The organism is Variovorax sp. 278MFTsu5.1 (genome assembly GCF_048305045.1).
GTDB classification, from domain to species: domain Bacteria; phylum Pseudomonadota; class Gammaproteobacteria; order Burkholderiales; family Burkholderiaceae_C; genus Variovorax; species Variovorax guangxiensis.
Genome location: NZ_CP157622.1, coordinates 5,785,101 through 5,801,558, shown reverse-complemented (window position 1 = coordinate 5,801,558; position 16,458 = coordinate 5,785,101). Strand labels below are relative to the sequence as shown.

Sequence of the window (16,458 nt, the reverse complement as noted above, 5' to 3'; positions counted from 1 at the left end):
GCAACGCCAGTGCGTCAGGGGCGTGCCGTGACCGGCAGGCCAGCCTGCTGCGTAAACGAGACGCTGGGCTTCTTGTAGGCAGCGGGCACTTCGTCGCGGTAGAAGGCGCGGCGGTCCAGGCTTTGCAGCGGGTTGTTGGCGGCGGCCACGGCCTGCTCGCGCACGGTGCTGCGGTCGAGCGTGGACTTGAAGGCCACGGCGCCTTCGGCGGCGGTGTCCGAATAGGCGTTGCCTTCGCGCGTCGCGGCGACGGCTTCGGCCTTCACGTCGGTGCGGCTGGCGGAGGAGGTCAGGGGCTGCACGCCTTCATAGGCTTCGGCGTGCGCGCCGGCGGCGCCCAGCATGGCGAAGGCTGCGGCGAGGGCGGATGCGGCGATGCGTTGCTTGTTGTTCATTGCGGGATTCCTTTCGAGCGATTTGGGCCGATCAGAGCGGCAGTGCGTCGCCGCGGGCTGCAGCGCGTGCTGCCGCACGCACGGTGGCACGGTCGACCGTGCTGGCCACCATCGGGGCCACGCCCGACGAAGCGGCTTCGGCGTACGGGTTGTCGTTGTGCGCGGCGGCGACAGCTTCGGCGCGCACAGCGGCGCGGCTGGCCGACGAGGCGATCACCGGAGCGGGACCGGCGCTGGCGCCATCGGCGTAGGGGTTGTCGGCGCGCGCGGCAGCCACGGCTTCGGCACGTACGTCTGCACGGCTGACGGACGAGGTGATCGGATGCACGCCTTCATAGGTTTCGGCGTGGACCGCGCCCGCTGCGCCGAGCATGGCGAATGCGATGGCGGAGAGAGCGGCGATGCGTTGCTTGGTGTTCATGATGCGAGTCCCTTTGCTGACTGGTGTGGGCGGCGGACATTCGTCGTTGCCACGGGATGCAGTGTGAAACCGCATCGCGGCCGGCGCTGTGCGTTTGCGCACCGCTTTCGGCGATTGGTCAGAGGGCGGAGGCTGCCGCGTGCTGTCCGTAGAGCACCGCCAGCGGCTCGGAGCGGCCGCGCACCGTAAGCGTCTCGGCCGCGCCCATGGCGTGCGCGACACCGGCCTTCTCGGCCGCGAACAGCGACACAACGAGGCGTGACGCTGCTGTCTTCGAATGATCCTGCAACCGGCTCGCGGTGTTGACCACTTCGCCGATGGCGGTGAAGGTGGTGGTCTCCAGGTAGCCCACTTCGCCGACAGCCGCGCGGCCCGCGTGCAGGCCCATGCCGAACTCCAGCCGCTGGCCGAACTGCGCCTCGAAGCCTTCGCTCCATGCGTCCATGCGCTGCCCGATCAGCTCGGTGGCGCGCAATGCCTGCCTGCACGCGGTGGGCAGGTCGCAGTCGAGGCCGAAGATCGCCATCACGCTGTCGCCGATGAACTGGTTGGGCACGCCGCCACTTTCGCGCACGGCCGCGCCCACGGTGGCGAAGTAGCGGTCGAGCACGTAGGCGAGGTCGAAGGGCCACTGCCGCTCCGACAGGCCCGACCAGCGCCGCAGGTCGACGAAGAGGATGGCCACGTCGCGCTCGCGTCCGAAGCTGCCGACCGGTGCGGGCCGGCCCTCGTTGGGCAGCGGCGCGAACAGCGGCGTGACCTCGATGTCGCCGCGCGGGCGCAGCTGGCAGGCCAGCCGCACGTCGGCCGGCGCGCGCACCCGCTCGAGCGTGCGCCGCTCGTCGCGGCCCGGCTCGCCGATGTGGTCGGCCGGGCCGGCCACGCGCACGCGGCAGGTGGAGCAGCGCGCCCGTCCGCCGCAGATCGACACATGGTCGATGCCGTGGGAGCGGCTCGCCTCCAGCACGCTCCAGCCATGCGGAACATGCACCGTGCGGCCCGGGTAGCGCAGCGCCACCTGCGGCTGGCGCGACCAGCGCGCGAGGCCGTTGCGGCCCCAGCGCGCTGCCAGCAGCGCGACCAGCGCCAGCCCGTAGCCCCACTTGATCGCGTTCTCGGCTGCGCCCAGCGCCTTGCCCTGTTCGGCCGTGGGGAGGGCGGTCGGCGGCACGCCGGTCCACTGGAACTCGCGCCCCATCGAGACGAAGCCCATCGCGGCGGTCAGCGGAAGTACCACCGCGACGGCCAGCAGCAGGTGCGAGAAGCGCCTCCATACCGGCTTGGCCCGCAGCGCGAAGTGCAGGCCCAGGCAGCCGTGCGTCCAGGCGGCCAGCATCATCAGCAGCTGTGCCGCCGCGCCCTGCCAGTCCCAGAGGCCCCAGACCACGCGGGCATACGAGCCCTCGATGCCGTAGGCCAGGTAGGCGCCGCGCATGGCCGTGAGGTGCGTGGCCAGCAGCAGCGGCAGTGCGAAGCCCAGCGCCACGCGCAGGCCTTCGAGCGGGGGCATGTGCAGCGTGCGCCGCTCCCACAGGGCGACCACCGCCAGCGCCAGGTGCGTGGCGGCCGCGCCATACAGCAGCGCGGTGCCCGCCAGGGTGTGCCAGAAGGCCTGCACGCCGCGCAGCACGGTCTCGGCGGCGGCGAAGGAATAGATGCCCAGCGAATGGTTCAGCAGGTGCGCCGTGACGTAGGCCATCAGCACCAGCCCGCTCGCCCAGCGGAGATTGCGCCGTGTGGGCGGTCTCAGCGAAAAGGTGTCGGCAGCAACGGCTTTGGGGGAACGTCTGTCCATGAACGGGTTCGAAGCGGCACCCGAGCATAATGCGCGCGCCCCTACCGTCCCCCGGCATGGCCAAACCCGAACCTACCCCCCGCTCCAGCCTCGCGCTGCGCCAGATCGCGCTGCTCGAAGGCCTTTCCGACCAGCGGCTGGACCTGCTGGCCCAGCAATGCCTGTGGCACAGCGTGGAGGCCGGCAAGCCCCTGCTGCTGCGTGCCGAGCAGCAGGGCGAGGTGTTCCTGCTGGTCTCGGGCCGTGTGCGGGTGACGACCTACTCGGCCAACGGCCGCCAGGTGACCTTCCGCGACTCCGAAGCGGGCGAGCACTTCGGCGATATCTCCGCCATCGACGGCGGCCCGCGCTCCGCCGACGTGGTCACGCTGGAGCCCAGCGTGGTCGCCAGCCTCGACCGCGCTTCCTTCATGGCCCTGCTGCGCGACGAGCCCCTGGTGGCCGGCCGGGTGATGCTGCGGCTGGCGACGCTGGTGCGGCAGCTCTCGGAGCGGGTGATCGACCTGAGCACCCTGGGCGTGCAGAACCGGCTGCATGCCGAGCTGCTGCGCCTAGCCCGCGCCGCCGGCGTGGAGGGCAACCAGGCCCGGCTCGACCCGGCGCCCAAGCACGCGGCGCTGGCCAGCCAGATCAGCACCAACCGCGAGCAGGTGACCCGCGAACTCAACGTGCTGGCGCGCAGCGGCGTGCTGCGCAAGGACGACAAGGCCCTTCTGGTCGCCGACGTGGCCCGCCTGGAGGCGATGGTCTCGCAGGTACGCGGCGACGCCGGCTGAGCCGGAAGGCGATCAGTTCCAGCGGCCCTTGGTGCCGCCCAGCGAGAAGCGGCCGGCGCCCAGCAGCACCACGGTCAGCGCGCCGAACAGGTACAGGCCCTGCAGTTCCAGCGCCCAGCCGCCCTGCTTGGTCAGCGCGAAGAAATCGGCCATGTGCACGAGGCCGAAGGCCACCAGCATGTTGATGACCACCACGCCGGCGGCGGCGCGGGTGTAGAGGCCCGCGATCATCAGCAGCGGCGCGACGATCTCGCCGACGTACACCAGGTAGGCGATGCCGCCCGGCAGGCCGGCCTTGGCCAGCATGCCGGCGATGAAGCCCACGCCGGCCGAGATCTTGAAGATGCCATGCAGCAGCACCAGGAAGCCGACCGTCACGCGGATCAGCAGCTTGCCGGAATCGTCCAGCGTGGAGGGGGAGAGGGCGGACAGCGGCGACGCGATCGGCGCACGCGGGGTGTTGGCGGCGGTGGCCTGGGTGTTCATGGCAGATCCTTGCAGGGTGGAAACGGTGGGTCCGCCGCGGGATGCGACGGTTGCGGTTCCAGTGTGCGGGGCTGCGGAAATGCGGAATGTGCGTTTACGCACATGTTTCAAGCATTGGCTGCGGTGCAGTCCCTTTCGTGGAACACCGCGGAACCGGCTTTGCCGGGCCGCAGGTGTTGCCCCCGGTAGGGGGTTGGCGCAGCGACACGAAGTGCGCGAAGCCTGGGGGCGAGCCTAGAACCTGCCTGTCCACTTGCGCTCGTAGTCCATCTTGCGGAAGTGGGCTGCCATGAAGTCGATGAAGCTGCGCACCTTGGCCGACAGGTGCTTGCGGCTCGGGTAGGCCAGGTTGATCGTCAGGTGCGGCAGGTCCCAGTCGTCCAGCGTGGGCACCAGCCGGCCGGCCACGATGTCGTCGTAGACGATGTAGGTGGGCTGCACCAGGATGCCCATGCCGTCCAGCGCGGCCGCGCGCAGCACCTGGCCGTCGTTCGACTCCAGCAGGCCCGTGACCGACACCGTGTGCGTCTCCTTCCCGCGGCGAAAGCGCAGCTCGTTCGGGTTGTTGGCATGGGTGTAGATCAGCAGCTTGTGCCGCTTCAGCTCGTCCAGCGTCTTCGGAAAGCCGTGCTGCGCGAAGTAGCGCGGCGAGGCCGCGAGGATGCGCCGCGTCTCGCCGAGCCGGCGGATGGTGACGTTGGAGTCGGGCTCGAACTCGCGGGTGCGGATCGCCACGTCGATGTTGTTGTCGATCAGGTCGAAGTAGCGGTTGGCCGCCTCCACGTGCACCGTCACGCCCGGGTAGCGGTCGGTGTACTCGCGCAGCAGGGGCGCGATGTGGTGGATGGAGAACGACAGCGATGCCGTGACGCGCAGCGTGCCCGTGGGGTTGAGCGCGGTGGCGTTCACCGCCGATTCGGCGTCCGACAGGTCGGCCAGGATGGTGCGGGCGCGGCCGCAGAACTCGCGGCCGGTGTCGGTGAGGTACAGCCGGCGCGTGTTGCGCTCGACCAGCCGCGCGCCCAGCCGTGCCTCGAGCGCGCTCAGGTGGCGGCTGGCGGCGGCGTTCGAGAGGCCCAGCGCCTCGGCGGCGCGGCTCAGGCTGCCGGCATCGGCGATCTGCACGAGCAGGGCGATTTCGGTCCAGCGGTCCATGGGTTGTGTGTCTCCGAGACTTGCGGGCCGATCCTGGGCTGAACCGGGGCCCGGACGCCTGCAGGCAGGCTGGCGATTCTATGTGCCGGGGAGTGCAGGGGATGGCGGGTTGGTCAGGTGCCGTTAGGACTGCAGCTTTACAAAGGGAGGCAATGAATTCCTGGCTGATCCCTCCCGGCGCCCGTCCGACGCCCGCGTTCGCGCGGCATCTTTCCCTGAATGGCGCGGTCGTCGTCGCGTTGCTGGCGCTGGTGGTGCTGTGGACGCTGCCCATGGCAACGTTCTACGAGACGCCGCCCTGGGACAACGTCGAGGAGCTCTTCTGGGGCGGCAGCATGCAATGGGGCTACTACAAACACCCGCCGCTGCCGAGCTGGCTGATGGGCCTGCCGGTACTGCTGGCCGGCCGCCAGCCCTGGCTGACCTATGCCGCCGGCGTGGGCTGCGGCGTGGGCGCGCTCTACATCATGTGGCGCTGGTCGCTGGGCATGATGCCGCCGATGCGGGCGGCGCTCGCGGTGCTGCTCGGCTCGCTGGTGACCTACCACGTGCAGCGCGCCACCATCTTCAACCACAACACCGTGCAGCTGCTGCCGATGGCGGGCTACTGGTGGATGCTGTGGCGCGTGCTGCGCAGGCCTTCGGCAGGCGGCCGCTTCGATTGGCTCTGGCTCGGCGTGTTCGCGGCGCTGTCGATGCTCACCAAGTACAGCGCGCTGGTGCAGTTCGCGGTGGGCGCGGGCTTCATCCTGCGCGAGGGATCGTGGCGAGACGCGCGCGTGCGCCGCGACCTGCTGCGCGCAGGCGGCGTGGCGCTGCTGCTCATGGCGCCGCATCTCGCATGGCTGTTGCAGCACGGCGACCAGACCATCGGCTATGCGCGGCATTCGGTGCATCCGTCGGGGCCGCTGCTGAAGCATGTGCACCCGCGGCCGCTTCGCATCCTGCTGGTGCAGGTCGCTCGCCTGTCGCCGATGCTGCTGTTCGTCGCGTGGGCGTGGTTCACGCGCGAGCGCGGCACGGCGCAGGAGAAGACGCCGCAAGGCGGCTTCGACCGCCGCTTCCTCGCCTGGGCCACCTTCGGGCCGCTGTGCCTGGTGCTGGCGATGTCGGTGCTGCTCCACATGCGGCTGGTGGCCTCGTGGCTCAGCACCTTCTTCCTGCCGGTCGCCGTGTGGGCCGTGATGGTGGTGCCGGGCCTCGAAGCCGACCGCTGGACGCGCCGCCGATGGGTCGGCACGCTGACTGTGGCTGCCATCCTCCACATCGCCGGATCGTTCGGCCAGGCCTGGGTCGATGGCGTCTGGAGCGCGCGCCATGGCTACATCACCCGCGCCAACCTGCCATCGGGGCAGATCGCCGAAGCCGTTCAGGCCGTGTGGCATGAGCGCGCCGGCGACCGTCCGCTGACGCTCATGGTGGGCGACACCTGGTTCACCGGCGCGGTGGTGCTGCACATGGACCCGGACGTACAGCTGCTGATCGACGGCGATCCCCGCACCTCGCCATGGCTGCCGCCCGATGCGCTGGCGCGCGAGGGCGGCATGGTGCTGATCCTCGACACGCCGGAGTTCCGCTCCGAGGGCGCGCTGCTGGAGCCGCTGCTGGCCACCGCCAGCTGCTCCGGCAGCCTGCGCCTGCCCTGGGCGGGCGAGGACGATGCGCGCAGTGTGCGGGTGCGCTGGGGCATCTTGCCGGGCAGCGATGTGCAGGAAGAGCTGCGGGGCTGCCTGCCGGCGGCTGCGCCCTGATGGCTGCGAGGAATCTCTTGGGCTCAGACGCGGCCGACCCGTTGACTCTGGCGATCAAACGAAGAGCCGCGACCGGCAATGCTGGACTCAGTCCGGCAAGTGCGGGCGATCACCGCTTGACGAGGTCGTGCAGCGCACAGCGACTTACCCGGACAAGTTCGGCACTGCGAATCTGCAGGGTCGAATCGTTCCGCCCCGTGCCGCAATAGATCGTTTCCATTGCCGTTACTCCCGAATCGACGACTACCCGTGCCCCGTTGATCGGCAAGGGTACGACGCCTCCCGGGACCATCGCGAGGAACTGTGCCAGTTCCATGTCCGTTGCCATGTGGAGATCCGCTCTCCTCACGCCAAGTGCATCGGCGATCTTCTTGTAGTCCGCGCGCTCGGCCGCCCGCATGGCGGCGATCGCGTAGCGATCGCCCGGCAGGCGGAAGGCCAGGCTCTTGACCATCGCGTCGGGATCGAAGGGAAGCAGGCGCTGCGCTTCAGCGAAGCTCACCACGGCGTCGTGGTCGTGCACTTCGAAGATCGCATCGCTCGACGTCAGGAAGGAATGTATGGCCGGGCTCATCGCATCCAGGGTATCGAGGAACCGGGAAGCCGATCCGAGCCGTGGTTGCCGTACTCGCGGACACTCATGGCGCACCTGCCATGCCGAGGCCAAGACGCAGCACGGCCACCGCAACGACGCCCACCAGGATCGTTCCGAGAAGCGGAAGGCGGACCGAGGCCACCGCCGCCAGCAGGCCCGCCAGCGTTTCCGGCCAGCCGGTGACCAGCAGGGTCGGCGCGATGATCGTGACGAACATGACGGGCGGTATGGCATCCAGGGCTGCTTTCGCGCGGCCGCGGACGGCGAACCGATCCCCGCGCACCAACAGCATGCCGGCGACCCGGGTGAGATAGGTGACGATGGCCATCGCCGCGATCGCGTCGAGGGTTGTCGCGTGGAACGTCATGCGGGCTGCGGCTCCTGTGCTTGCTCCGGCCGCGCCGCGAAGTAGGCCACCGCGATGCCGGCCATGGCGCCGGCCATCACGTGCCACGGCGCACCCAGGGTGTGGAACACGGCCGCCGACGACAGGCCGCTGGCGGCGATGGCAAAACCGGTGCGCCGCCACCCCATCCAGAACCTGGCCGTCATGCCGATGAACAAGGCCGCCAGCGCGAAGTCCGCGCCGATCTGCCGGGGATCGCCGAGATAGGCGCCCAGCCACGCGCCGGCCATGGTCGCACCAGCCCACGCGGCCGTGAAGACGAGCGCCAGGCCCATCCAGTAGGACCAGGTGACCGGCAGGCCCGCGCGCGCACGCTGCTCTGCGAATCCCCATGTCGGATCGGTGAGCAAGGCCAGCGCCACGCACATGCGCAGGCGCGTCATGCCGGCCTTCGCGAGCTTCGGAACGAGGGTCAGGCTCATCAGCGCGTGGCGCACATTGATCAGCAAGGTGGACAGCAGGATCGGCCCGAGCCTCGGCCCGTCGTTCGCCCACAGCTGGACCGCCGCGAACTGCGATGCACCCGCGTTGACGAGCAGTGACATCCATCCGGCCTCTGCGGCGTGGATGCCCTTGGACCTGCACAGGGCTCCGAGCAGCAGGCCGATCGGAACCGCGACCATCACCGCAGGCAGGATGTCCCTTGCGCCTTCGGCGGCTGTGGCGAGCGAGGAGGGTCGGCGATCCGGCGGAGCCGCGGATGAGGCGGGGCCTTCGCGCGGCCTCATTTCGACACCCCGTCCCTGTAGGCACCGGGCGTCACGCCGACCCTGGCCTTGAAGACGCGTGTCAGGTGGGCCTGGTCCGCAAAGCCGGTTGCCGACGCCACGGCGATCGGCGCTTCTCCCCGGCGCAGGCGGCGCTTTGCCGCCTCGATGCGGCGGCCGACCAGATAGGCGTGCGGTGTGGTCCCCGCTTCATTGCGGAACATGCGGATCAGGTGGAACCGGCTCACGCCGACTTCGCCGGCGAGGTCGGCCAGGCACACGCCGCTCGACGTGGCTTGATCTTCCAGCATCGACTTGACCCTGGACACTCGCTGCTGCTCCCGGCCTCGCGGGGCCTCGGGGCGGAAGCGCTCGGCGTGTCGCTCGAGGCAGCAGGCATAGGCCAGCAGCAGCGCTTCCTCCGTGCCCAGCGACCAGCCATAGGTCTCCAGTGCCAGGTGCGCGGCCACCAGGCGAGTGGCCGCGGCGGGGTCCCGGATCACCCGGCACCGGAAATGCGGCTGGACTTCATGGCCGGTGATCTCGGCCGCCAGGCGCTGAACGAGCGACGCGGAAGGGTAGGTCACCCGGTAGCTGTAGCCCGTGTCGTCATGGGGCGTCCCGTCGTGCACGTCTTCCGGGTTGAGCAGCGTCAGGTCTCCCGGGCTGGCGCGATGCCGCGTACCTTGAAGCCACAAGGTGCCACAGCCCGAGGTGATCGCTCCGATCACGAAAGTCTCGTGCGCATGCAGGGCATAGCGGTGCTTCCTGAAGGTTGCGGTCAGGCAGTCCACCCGTTCCTCGCCTGTCATGCACCCCGAGGTGAAGAAGCGTGCGTCGTCCCGCAGCGCGTTGCGGGATCGGAGGCCATCAGGCCCGAGTGCTTCTTCACGGTGTCCGTCTTCTCGCATGAAGCCATTCTTGCAGCGCAGGAAACGCCTGTCTTGAAGAAAATTGACATGCCTGATCCGGCATGATGACCACATCATCGAGACCCGCAACGCACGTCATCGGCTCGCGCGCGGCAGCGCAATGACGAAGAAGCGCGCCGGATCGGATGACCCCGGAAGGAGCACCAGTCATGGAAGCCCCCAGGCAACCGCCATCGATCTCACCGCCTGCAGCGATCGCCTATGCGATCGGCCTGCCGCTGGCCTTGCTCGTCCTGATCTTCCTGCCCGCAGGCTCCATCGGCTGGCGACCTGGGTGGGTGTTCCTTGCAGTGCTGCTTCTTGGGTTCGGTGTCTCGGCACTGGTGCTCGCGCGAGTCAACCCGATGATCTATCGTGCACGCAGTCGCTTCCAGCCGGGGACGAAAGACTGGGACAAGGCGCTGCTTGCGGTCATCCTGCCGGCGATGGTGGCGATTCTTCCCGTCGCGGCGCTCGATGCCGGGCGCTATCAGTGGTCACCAGTGCCGGCCTGGGTCATGGTGGTGGGGCACGTCGCGTTGCTCGCCGGGATCGCAATGACCGCTTGGGCACAGGCCGTGAATCCTTTCTTCGAGCCCGGCGTTCGAATCCAGTCGGAGCGCCATCAGTGCGTGATCGATGTGGGGCCTTACCGGTTCATCCGGCATCCGGGTTATGCCGCGGCGCTCGCACTGTTCTTCGGCATGGCGCTCGCGCTGGGCTCGCTGTGGGCGCTCCTGCCCGCCGCGCTCGCTTCGGCGTTGCTGGTACTGCGAACCTCCTGGGAAGATCGCCTGTTGCAGGCAGAGCTTTCCGGTTACGCGGACTATGCCGGTCGCGTGCGCTGGAGGTTGCTCCCCGGCCTGTGGTGACAGCGGCCGGAAGCGGTGAGCGCGTCTCCCCGATAGCCAGCCGCAGACGGAACGCCGCCACAGGGCGAGCGACCTTTCCGCTGCACGGAAAAATCATTTGCGCCCGGGGTGCTTCAACCGGCGCGGCGAGCGGCCTACAGTCTGGCGAAGTCGAAGTTCGACCGGACAACATGGAGACAGCCACGATGCGCAACCTCAACCAGGACAACATCACGCAGGCCGTGCTCGCGCGCTTCGCCGACACGCCCGATCCGCGCCTGCGCGAGATCTTGACCAGCCTGGTGCAGCACCTGCACGCCTTCGCGCGCGAGGTGAAGCTCACCGAGGACGAGTGGTTCCAGGGCATCCAGTACCTTACGGCCACGGGCCGGAAGTGCGACGACAAGCGGCAGGAGTTCATCCTGCTGTCGGACGTGCTGGGGCTCTCGATGCTCACCATCGCGATGAACAACGACAAGCCGGCCGGCTGCACGGAGGCGACCGTGTTCGGCCCCTTCTATTTCGATGGCGCGCCCGAGTACGAGCATGGCGACGACGTGGCCAACGGCGCCGAGGGCGAGCCCTGCGACGTGTTCGCCACGGTGCGCGGTCTCGACGGCGAGCCAGTGGCGAATGCGGTCGTCGATGTTTGGCAGGCCGATGCGGGCGGGCACTACGACGTGCAGCACGCGGGGCTCGACCACGCGGAGAACCGGGGCACGCTGCGCACGGGGCCCGACGGCTCGCTGCACTTCCGCAGCGTGGTGGCGGTGGCGTATCCGATCCCGGTCGACGGGCCGGTGGGCGACCTGCTGCGCGCGACGAAGCGCCATCCGTGGCGGCCCGCGCACCTGCATTTCAAGATCGAGGCGCCGGGCTACGAGCGGCTCATCACGCACGTGTTCCGCGAGGGCGACGAGTACCTCGACTCGGATGCCGTGTTCGCGGTGCGCCAGTCGCTGGTCGCGCCTTGGACGAAGCAGGACAACGGCCGCTGGCGGCTCGACTTCGACTTCGTGCTCAATCCGCTGAAGCAGGGATAGCGGCTGTTCTGCAGCGGACGGAGTAGTCCCCTGGCGGGCGCGGCCGGCACCGTCCTGCTACGCTCGGCAGGCCCGCCGCGATGGCGGGGCTTGTGCGGCTGCTTCCTCCCTCCATGGCTTTTCCCCTGATCACCGACCCGTACTTCTACGCGGTCGCCATTCCCGCCGTGCTCCTGCTCGGCATCAGCAAGAGCGGCTTCGGCGCGGGCTTCGGCTCGCTGGCGGTGCCGATGATGGCGCTGGCCGTCACCGTGCCGCAGGCGGCGGCGATCCTGATGCCGCTGTTGCTGCTGATGGACGTGCTGGGCCTTGCCGCGTTCCGGCGCGACTTCGACCGCTCGCTGCTGAAGTTCCTGATTCCCTTCGGGCTGCTGGGCACGGTGATCGGCACGCTGCTGTTTCGCATGCTCTCGGCACACACTGTGGCGGGCATCGTCGGCGTGTTCACGCTGCTCTTTCTGGCGCAGCGCCTGCTGTTTCCGCCGAAGCCCGACGATCCGCTGCCCTCGCGCGGCGTCGGCGCGGTGCTGACCACGGTGTCGGGCTTCACCAGCTTCATCGCCCACGCGGGCGGGCCGCCGATCAACGCCTACGTGATTCCACTGCGGCTCTCGCCGGTGATCTTCACGGCCACCATGGCCTACTTCTTCTTCGTGGTGAATCTCAGCAAGTGGATTCCCTACGCGTGGCTCGGCCTGCTCGACTTCCGCACGCTGGCCACCTCGCTGGTGCTGATGCCGATCGCGCCCTTCGGCGTGTGGGTCGGCATCCGCATCGCGCGGCGCATCGATGCGACGTGGTTCTATCGCTTCGTCTATCTCGGGATGTTTCTGACCGGCCTCAAGCTCGTCTATGACGGCTTCCTGGCCTGAGGCCGGCGAAGCGAGGCCTTTTCGCGAACACCGCGGAACCGGCTTTGCCGGGCCGCAGGTGTTGCCCCCGGTAGGGGGGTGGCGTAGCGACACGAAGTGCGCGAAGCCTGGGGGCGAGCCTAGAACTCGACGATGGATTTGAAGCCGCCGAAGATCATGCGCTTGCCGTCGAAGGGCATGGACTTGGGGTCCATACCGGCGATGCGCGGGTCTGCCATCACCTTCGCGTTGACCGTGTCGCGGTGCTTGCGCGACTTGTAGACGATCCACGAGAAAGCGACGGTCTCGTCGGGCTTCTGCTTCACGCTCTGCGGAAATGAAGTGAGCTTGCCCGGCTTCACGTCGTCGGCGATGCACTCCACGTATTCGAGCGCGCCGTACTCCATCCACACCTTGCCGGCCTTGCGCGCCAGCTTGCGGTAGGCCTCGACGTTGGCCGTGGGGATGGCGATGATGAAGCCGTCTACATAGCGAGCCATGTTTGTTCTCCTGAAGAGTCTGTGGAACCGTTGAAGAAAGAAGACCGGCGGCTGCATGGCACGTTGCCGCTCATTGCGATGCCGCCGTTCCCTGGGGTGCCGCTGTTTCTTCGTTGTTCTGCATCTGCCCCGGCATGGCGGAGCGAAGCAGCAAGGCACCGAGCAGACCCGCCGCCGCCGCGAACACGGCGCCGACGAGAAACGCGAGGTTGTAGCCGCCGGTGAGCGCCAGCGGCATCTGCGCGCCGGCGGCTTCCATCGACGCGGTGCGCGCGGCCGCCGCGCTGGCCAGCACGGCCAGGCCCAGCGCGCCGCCCATCATGAACGAGGTGTTGACCACGCCCGAGGCCAGGCCCGAGTCGGCAGGGCTCACCTCGCTCATCGCGGCCAGCAGCACCGGGTTGAAGGCCATGCCCGCGCCCAGGCCAAGCAGCATCATGCCGGGCAGCACGTCGAGCACGAAGCTGCCGTTGACCGGCGCGCGCGCGAACAGCGCCAGCCCGATGGCCGCGAGCCACAGCCCCGCCGCCAGCGGCTTGCGGATGCCGAAGCGCATCACGATCTTTGCCGAGAGGCCCAGCGAGAACACCGCCATGATGATGTTGGCCGGCAGGAAGGCCAGGCCGATCTGCATTGGCGTGTAGTTCAGCACCAGCTGCATGTAGAGCGCCGAGATGAAGAACCACGCGAACATGGCCGCGGCCCACAGCACGCCGACCACGTTGGCCACCGACACGCTGCGCAGTTTGAACAGGCCCAGCGGCATCAGCGGATGCTGCACGCGCGATTCGATGGCGATGAAGATCGCCAGCAGCACCACGGCGGCGCCGAGCAGGCCGAGCGTCTGGGTGGAGTCCCAGCCGGCCTCGTTGCCGTTGACCACGCCGTACACAGCGAGCATCAGCGAGAGCGTGACGGTGATGGCGCCGGCCACGTCGAGCTTCTCGCCGTGCGCATGGCCGCGCGCGCTGGGCAGCAGCGCCACGCACAGCGCGTACACCGCGATGCCGATGGGCAGGTTGACCAGGAAGATCCAGTGCCAGCTCAGCGTGCTGGTGAGCAGGCCGCCGAGCAGCACGCCGATGCTGCCGCCGCCGGCGCACACGAAGCCGTACACGCCCATCGCCTTTGCGCGGTCGGCCGGCTCGGTGAAGAGATTCATGATGAGCGAGAGCGACACGGCCGACACCACCGCGCCGCCCAGGCCCTGCACCGCGCGCGCCGCCACCAGCAGGCCCTGCGAGGTCGAGACCCCGCAGGCCAGCGATGCCACCGTGAAAAGCACCAGGCCCGCGAGGAACACGCGGCGGTGGCCGTACAGGTCGCCCAGCCGGCCGCCCAGCAGCAGGAAGCCGCCGAAGGTCAGCATGTAGGCGTTCACCACCCAGACCAGCGAGGTCTCGGTGAAGCCAAGGTCGGTGCGGATCGAGGGCAGGGCCACGTTCACGATGGTGGTGTCGAGCACGATCATCAGTACGCCGAGGCACAGCACCATCAATGCGAGCCAGCGCTTGCGGCTGTCGAGTTGGTTGGTCATGGGAAGCGGGTTTCTTGGAGTGGACAGGAAGCGGCTCAGACCAGCGGCTTGCCGCCGTTGATGAGCCACGGAGTGCCGAAGCGGTCGGTCACCATGCCGAAGCCTTCGACCCAGAAGGTCTTCTCGAAGGGCATGCCGACATGGCCGCCCTCGGCGAAGGCGTCGAACACGCGGCGGGCCTCGGCCACGGTCTCGATGGTCAGCGCGACGCCGAAGCCCTTCATGCCTTCGTACGGCTGGCCGGGCATGGAGTCGGAGGCCATGAGGATGCCCTGGCCGTAGGCGAGCGAGGCATGCATGATGCGCTTCTTCGCCTCGGGCGGGAACTGCTCGGTGTCGGGCGCTTCGCCGACGGTCATCATCATCTGCATGGTGCCGCCCAGCGTCTTCTCGTAGAAGCGCATGGCCTCGGCTGCGTTGCCGTCGAAGGTGAGGTAGGCGTGGATGTGGGGCATGATTTTTCCTTTCGGGAATTACTTTTCGGTGGCGGCCTTCAGGTTGGCAAGGCCCGTCTCGAAGTCCTTGCCGATCATCTGGTCCATGTTGAAGAAGATGCCCATGAGCTTGGCGACGTAGGGGCTCGGGCCGTACATGGCCCAGGTGACCTGCGTCGCATTGCCCTGGGGCTGCAGCGTGAATTCGGCCGTGTTGTGGCCTTCGAAGGGCTTGATGAAGTCGAGCTTGATCGCGACCTTCGACGAAGGCGCCGACTCGACGATCTCCATGCGGCCCGCGCCGGCCTTGTCGTTGCCTTCCCAGGCATAGGTCGCGCCCTTGCCGCTCGCGCTGCCGCCGAAGCTGCGCTTCATGGCGGGGTCGAGCTTCTCGTAGGGCGACCAGGCGCCCCAGCGGTGGAAGTCGTCGATCAGCGGAAAGATCTTCTCGGCCGGCGCCTCGATGCGCGCGGTGCGCTCGACGCGGAAAGTGTCGGGCCGGGTGGCCGCGAAGATCAGCAGCGCGGCGATCGCGAGCACGATGACGAGGGCGATTTTCTTGAGCATGGCGGGGCTTCCGGAAGATTGGCGGCGCGGGCGGGTGCGATCAGGCAGGCTGTGCGACGACCAGCAGCCAGCCCACGCCGAAGCGGTCGGTCAGCATGCCGAACTTGGAGGTGAAGAAGGTCGGGATCAGCGGCTGCATGACCTGTCCGCCTTCGGCCAGCGCGTCGAACCACTTGACGGCTTCGGCGTCGGTGCTGGCGGTGAGGGCGAGCATGACGCCTTCGAACTTCGGCTGGCCCGAGCAGCGGCCATCGGAGGCCATCAGCTCGGTCTCGCCGATGCGGAACACCGCGTGCATCACTTTCTCGGCATCGGGCGTGCCGCCGGCACAGCCGGCTTCGGCGTTCTCCGAAGGGGTGCCCGCGGGTGCTTCCTTGTAACGCATGAGCTGGGTGACTTCGGCGCCGAGCGCCTTCCTGTAGAAGCCGAGCGCTTCGTCGCAGCGGCCTTCGAATGAGAGATACGACTGGACTTTCATGACGATTCCTTTGGACTGAAGAGGTGACTCGGAGGCCCCCGGTGTCTCGGGCCGCAAACAATCGGATTACTTTGTGTACACCGTCCACAAAGAATAGCAGAGATAATGGACAGTGTCCACATGGAGAAGCGATGAAGCTCAACAACGTCCCCGAGAGCCTGCCGCCCGCCCGCAGCACGTATCGCCACGGCGATCTGCGCCGGGCGCTGCTGGAAGCAGGCATCGAACTGGCCCGCGACGGCGGTCCCGACGCGGTCGTGTTGCGCGAGGCCACCCGGCGCGTCGGCGTGGTGCCCAACGCGGCCTACCGGCACTTCGAAAGCCGGCAGGAACTGCTGCTCGCGGTGCGCGAGGCGGCGCTGGCCGCGGCGGCCCAGGCGATGGAAAAGGAACTGGCGGCCCAGCCCTGCGACCAGCCCCCCGCCGACTTCGCGCGCGGGCAGGTGCGCGCCATCGGCACCGCCTACCTGCGCTTCGCCCAGGCCGAGCCGGGCCTGTTCCGCACGGCCTTCGTGATCTCCGACGAGGGGCGCGGCGAACTCGGCCCAGGCAAGGCCGGCGAGAGCGGGCTCGATCCGTTCCAGTTGCTGGGCAAGGCCATCGACCGGCTGGTGGATGCCGGCGTGCTCGATGCGGCGCGGCGCCCGAACGCCGAGTACTGCGCGTGGAGCGCGGTGCACGGGCTGGCGCTGCTCATCATCGACGGGCCGTTGCGCGAGATGCCGCCCGAAGCGGCCTACAAGCTGGGCCAGCAGTTGATCGACATGGTCGAGCGGGGTCTGTGAAGCCCGCGACCGCT

General features: G+C 68.6%; 20 protein-coding genes. 6 read left to right on the top strand and 14 right to left on the bottom strand.

The genetic code is table 11. From position 1 onward, the window contains the following. Window positions 1-14: 14 nt before the first annotated feature. The 3 genes from ABL844_RS26995 to ABL844_RS26985 form a co-directional block, all read right to left on the bottom strand. A complete protein-coding gene (locus ABL844_RS26995) occupies window positions 15-395 on the bottom strand; it encodes an alpha/beta hydrolase (RefSeq protein WP_418129603.1) in 381 nt (126 codons plus the stop codon). A 31-nt stretch (window positions 396-426) separates the two neighbouring features. After that, window positions 427-816, bottom strand: a complete 390-nt coding sequence (locus ABL844_RS26990) for a helicase SNF2 (RefSeq protein WP_126025598.1) — start codon at window positions 814-816, stop codon at window positions 427-429. 118 nt (window positions 817-934) lie between these two features. Further along, window positions 935-2,611, bottom strand: a complete 1,677-nt coding sequence (locus ABL844_RS26985; protein ID WP_418129602.1) for an adenylate/guanylate cyclase domain-containing protein — start codon at window positions 2,609-2,611, stop codon at window positions 935-937. A gap of 29 nt (window positions 2,612-2,640) precedes the next feature. Here ABL844_RS26985 and ABL844_RS26980 point away from each other — a divergent pair, with 29 nt between their 5' ends. Continuing rightward, window positions 2,641-3,387 carry a Crp/Fnr family transcriptional regulator gene (locus tag ABL844_RS26980; protein ID WP_126025596.1) on the top strand — a complete coding sequence of 249 codons (747 nt, stop codon included), beginning with the start codon at window positions 2,641-2,643 and terminating at the stop codon, window positions 3,385-3,387. Window positions 3,388-3,399: 12 nt separating this feature from the next. Here the strand turns inward: ABL844_RS26980 and ABL844_RS26975 are convergent, their stop codons facing one another. Next, complete coding sequence (locus ABL844_RS26975) at window positions 3,400-3,873, bottom strand: DoxX family protein (RefSeq protein WP_184640733.1); 474 nt, start codon at window positions 3,871-3,873, stop codon at window positions 3,400-3,402. 234 nt (window positions 3,874-4,107) lie between these two features. Next, a complete protein-coding gene (locus tag ABL844_RS26970) occupies window positions 4,108-5,028 on the bottom strand; it encodes a LysR family transcriptional regulator (RefSeq protein WP_184640732.1) in 921 nt (306 codons plus the stop codon). A 152-nt stretch (window positions 5,029-5,180) separates the two neighbouring features. On the opposite strand from ABL844_RS26970, the gene ABL844_RS26965 reads away from it, so the two are divergent. Continuing rightward, window positions 5,181-6,779, top strand: a complete 1,599-nt coding sequence (locus ABL844_RS26965) for a glycosyltransferase family 39 protein (RefSeq protein ID WP_418129601.1) — start codon at window positions 5,181-5,183, stop codon at window positions 6,777-6,779. 109 nt (window positions 6,780-6,888) lie between these two features. Here ABL844_RS26965 and ABL844_RS26960 read toward each other — a convergent pair whose 3' ends face one another. The 4 genes from ABL844_RS26960 to ABL844_RS26945 form a co-directional block, all read right to left on the bottom strand. Next, on the bottom strand, window positions 6,889-7,353 hold the full coding sequence (locus ABL844_RS26960) for a YbaK/EbsC family protein (protein WP_126025592.1): 465 nt from the start codon (window positions 7,351-7,353) through the stop codon (window positions 6,889-6,891). Between the two features lie 64 nt (window positions 7,354-7,417). Further along, the gene (locus ABL844_RS26955) at window positions 7,418-7,741 is read right to left on the bottom strand and encodes an AzlD family protein (protein ID WP_184640730.1); all 324 of its coding nucleotides are present in this window, start codon (window positions 7,739-7,741) and stop codon (window positions 7,418-7,420) included. Then, a complete protein-coding gene (locus ABL844_RS26950) occupies window positions 7,738-8,403 on the bottom strand; it encodes an AzlC family ABC transporter permease (RefSeq protein ID WP_206169585.1) in 666 nt (221 codons plus the stop codon). The genes ABL844_RS26955 and ABL844_RS26950 overlap by 4 nt, the downstream gene beginning before the upstream one ends. A 101-nt stretch (window positions 8,404-8,504) precedes the next feature. Next, on the bottom strand, window positions 8,505-9,398 hold the full coding sequence (locus ABL844_RS26945) for an AraC family transcriptional regulator (protein WP_184640728.1): 894 nt from the start codon (window positions 9,396-9,398) through the stop codon (window positions 8,505-8,507). A gap of 170 nt (window positions 9,399-9,568) precedes the next feature. Here ABL844_RS26945 and ABL844_RS26940 point away from each other — a divergent pair, with 170 nt between their 5' ends. From ABL844_RS26940 to ABL844_RS26930, 3 genes are all read left to right on the top strand, one after another. Further along, window positions 9,569-10,270: a methyltransferase family protein gene (locus ABL844_RS26940; RefSeq protein WP_206169584.1), complete on the top strand. Its 702-nt coding sequence runs from the start codon at window positions 9,569-9,571 to the stop codon at window positions 10,268-10,270. 185 nt (window positions 10,271-10,455) lie between these two features. Then, complete coding sequence (locus tag ABL844_RS26935; RefSeq protein WP_126025588.1) at window positions 10,456-11,292, top strand: intradiol ring-cleavage dioxygenase; 837 nt, start codon at window positions 10,456-10,458, stop codon at window positions 11,290-11,292. A 113-nt stretch (window positions 11,293-11,405) separates the two neighbouring features. Then, window positions 11,406-12,164 carry a sulfite exporter TauE/SafE family protein gene (locus tag ABL844_RS26930; protein ID WP_126025587.1) on the top strand — a complete coding sequence of 253 codons (759 nt, stop codon included), beginning with the start codon at window positions 11,406-11,408 and terminating at the stop codon, window positions 12,162-12,164. 119 nt (window positions 12,165-12,283) lie between these two features. On the opposite strand, the gene ABL844_RS26925 is transcribed toward ABL844_RS26930, so the two are convergent. The 5 genes from ABL844_RS26925 to ABL844_RS26905 all read right to left on the bottom strand — a co-directional run bounded on the left by ABL844_RS26925 (window position 12,284) and on the right by ABL844_RS26905 (window position 15,659). Continuing rightward, window positions 12,284-12,643, bottom strand: a complete 360-nt coding sequence (locus ABL844_RS26925) for a DUF1428 domain-containing protein (RefSeq protein WP_126025586.1) — start codon at window positions 12,641-12,643, stop codon at window positions 12,284-12,286. A gap of 70 nt (window positions 12,644-12,713) precedes the next feature. Beyond that, window positions 12,714-14,180, bottom strand: coding sequence for a DHA2 family efflux MFS transporter permease subunit (locus ABL844_RS26920; RefSeq protein WP_418129600.1), 1,467 nt, complete (start codon window positions 14,178-14,180; stop codon window positions 12,714-12,716). Window positions 14,181-14,215: 35 nt separating this feature from the next. Then, window positions 14,216-14,635 (bottom strand): VOC family protein, encoded by a 420-nt coding sequence (locus ABL844_RS26915; RefSeq protein WP_007833153.1) that lies wholly within the window; start codon window positions 14,633-14,635, stop codon window positions 14,216-14,218. Between the two features lie 18 nt (window positions 14,636-14,653). Further along, window positions 14,654-15,181: an SRPBCC family protein gene (locus ABL844_RS26910; RefSeq protein WP_126025583.1), complete on the bottom strand. Its 528-nt coding sequence runs from the start codon at window positions 15,179-15,181 to the stop codon at window positions 14,654-14,656. Window positions 15,182-15,221: 40 nt separating this feature from the next. Next, complete coding sequence (locus ABL844_RS26905) at window positions 15,222-15,659, bottom strand: VOC family protein (RefSeq protein ID WP_418129599.1); 438 nt, start codon at window positions 15,657-15,659, stop codon at window positions 15,222-15,224. Window positions 15,660-15,790: 131 nt separating this feature from the next. On the opposite strand from ABL844_RS26905, the gene ABL844_RS26900 reads away from it, so the two are divergent. Next, a complete protein-coding gene (locus ABL844_RS26900) occupies window positions 15,791-16,444 on the top strand; it encodes a TetR/AcrR family transcriptional regulator (RefSeq protein ID WP_184640722.1) in 654 nt (217 codons plus the stop codon). Window positions 16,445-16,458: the final 14 nt, after the last annotated feature.

Bases quoted from the DNA above. Each gene is read 5' to 3' on its own strand.
- ABL844_RS26995 (WP_418129603.1), bottom strand. From the start codon at position 395: ATGAACAACAAGCAACGCATCGCCGCATCCGCCCTCGCCGCAGCCTTC.
- ABL844_RS26990 (WP_126025598.1), bottom strand. From the start codon at position 816: ATGAACACCAAGCAACGCATCGCCGCTCTCTCCGCCATCGCATTCGCC.
- ABL844_RS26985 (WP_418129602.1), bottom strand. From the start codon at position 2,611: ATGGACAGACGTTCCCCCAAAGCCGTTGCTGCCGACACCTTTTCGCTG.
- ABL844_RS26980 (WP_126025596.1), top strand. From the start codon at position 2,641: ATGCGCGCGCCCCTACCGTCCCCCGGCATGGCCAAACCCGAACCTACC.
- ABL844_RS26975 (WP_184640733.1), bottom strand. From the start codon at position 3,873: ATGAACACCCAGGCCACCGCCGCCAACACCCCGCGTGCGCCGATCGCG.
- ABL844_RS26970 (WP_184640732.1), bottom strand. From the start codon at position 5,028: ATGGACCGCTGGACCGAAATCGCCCTGCTCGTGCAGATCGCCGATGCC.
- ABL844_RS26965 (WP_418129601.1), top strand. From the start codon at position 5,181: ATGAATTCCTGGCTGATCCCTCCCGGCGCCCGTCCGACGCCCGCGTTC.
- ABL844_RS26960 (WP_126025592.1), bottom strand. From the start codon at position 7,353: ATGAGCCCGGCCATACATTCCTTCCTGACGTCGAGCGATGCGATCTTC.
- ABL844_RS26955 (WP_184640730.1), bottom strand. From the start codon at position 7,741: ATGACGTTCCACGCGACAACCCTCGACGCGATCGCGGCGATGGCCATC.
- ABL844_RS26950 (WP_206169585.1), bottom strand. From the start codon at position 8,403: ATGGTCGCGGTTCCGATCGGCCTGCTGCTCGGAGCCCTGTGCAGGTCC.
- ABL844_RS26945 (WP_184640728.1), bottom strand. From the start codon at position 9,398: ATGCGAGAAGACGGACACCGTGAAGAAGCACTCGGGCCTGATGGCCTC.
- ABL844_RS26940 (WP_206169584.1), top strand. From the start codon at position 9,569: ATGGAAGCCCCCAGGCAACCGCCATCGATCTCACCGCCTGCAGCGATC.
- ABL844_RS26935 (WP_126025588.1), top strand. From the start codon at position 10,456: ATGCGCAACCTCAACCAGGACAACATCACGCAGGCCGTGCTCGCGCGC.
- ABL844_RS26930 (WP_126025587.1), top strand. From the start codon at position 11,406: ATGGCTTTTCCCCTGATCACCGACCCGTACTTCTACGCGGTCGCCATT.
- ABL844_RS26925 (WP_126025586.1), bottom strand. From the start codon at position 12,643: ATGGCTCGCTATGTAGACGGCTTCATCATCGCCATCCCCACGGCCAAC.
- ABL844_RS26920 (WP_418129600.1), bottom strand. From the start codon at position 14,180: ATGACCAACCAACTCGACAGCCGCAAGCGCTGGCTCGCATTGATGGTG.
- ABL844_RS26915 (WP_007833153.1), bottom strand. From the start codon at position 14,635: ATGCCCCACATCCACGCCTACCTCACCTTCGACGGCAACGCAGCCGAG.
- ABL844_RS26910 (WP_126025583.1), bottom strand. From the start codon at position 15,181: ATGCTCAAGAAAATCGCCCTCGTCATCGTGCTCGCGATCGCCGCGCTG.
- ABL844_RS26905 (WP_418129599.1), bottom strand. From the start codon at position 15,659: ATGAAAGTCCAGTCGTATCTCTCATTCGAAGGCCGCTGCGACGAAGCG.
- ABL844_RS26900 (WP_184640722.1), top strand. From the start codon at position 15,791: ATGAAGCTCAACAACGTCCCCGAGAGCCTGCCGCCCGCCCGCAGCACG.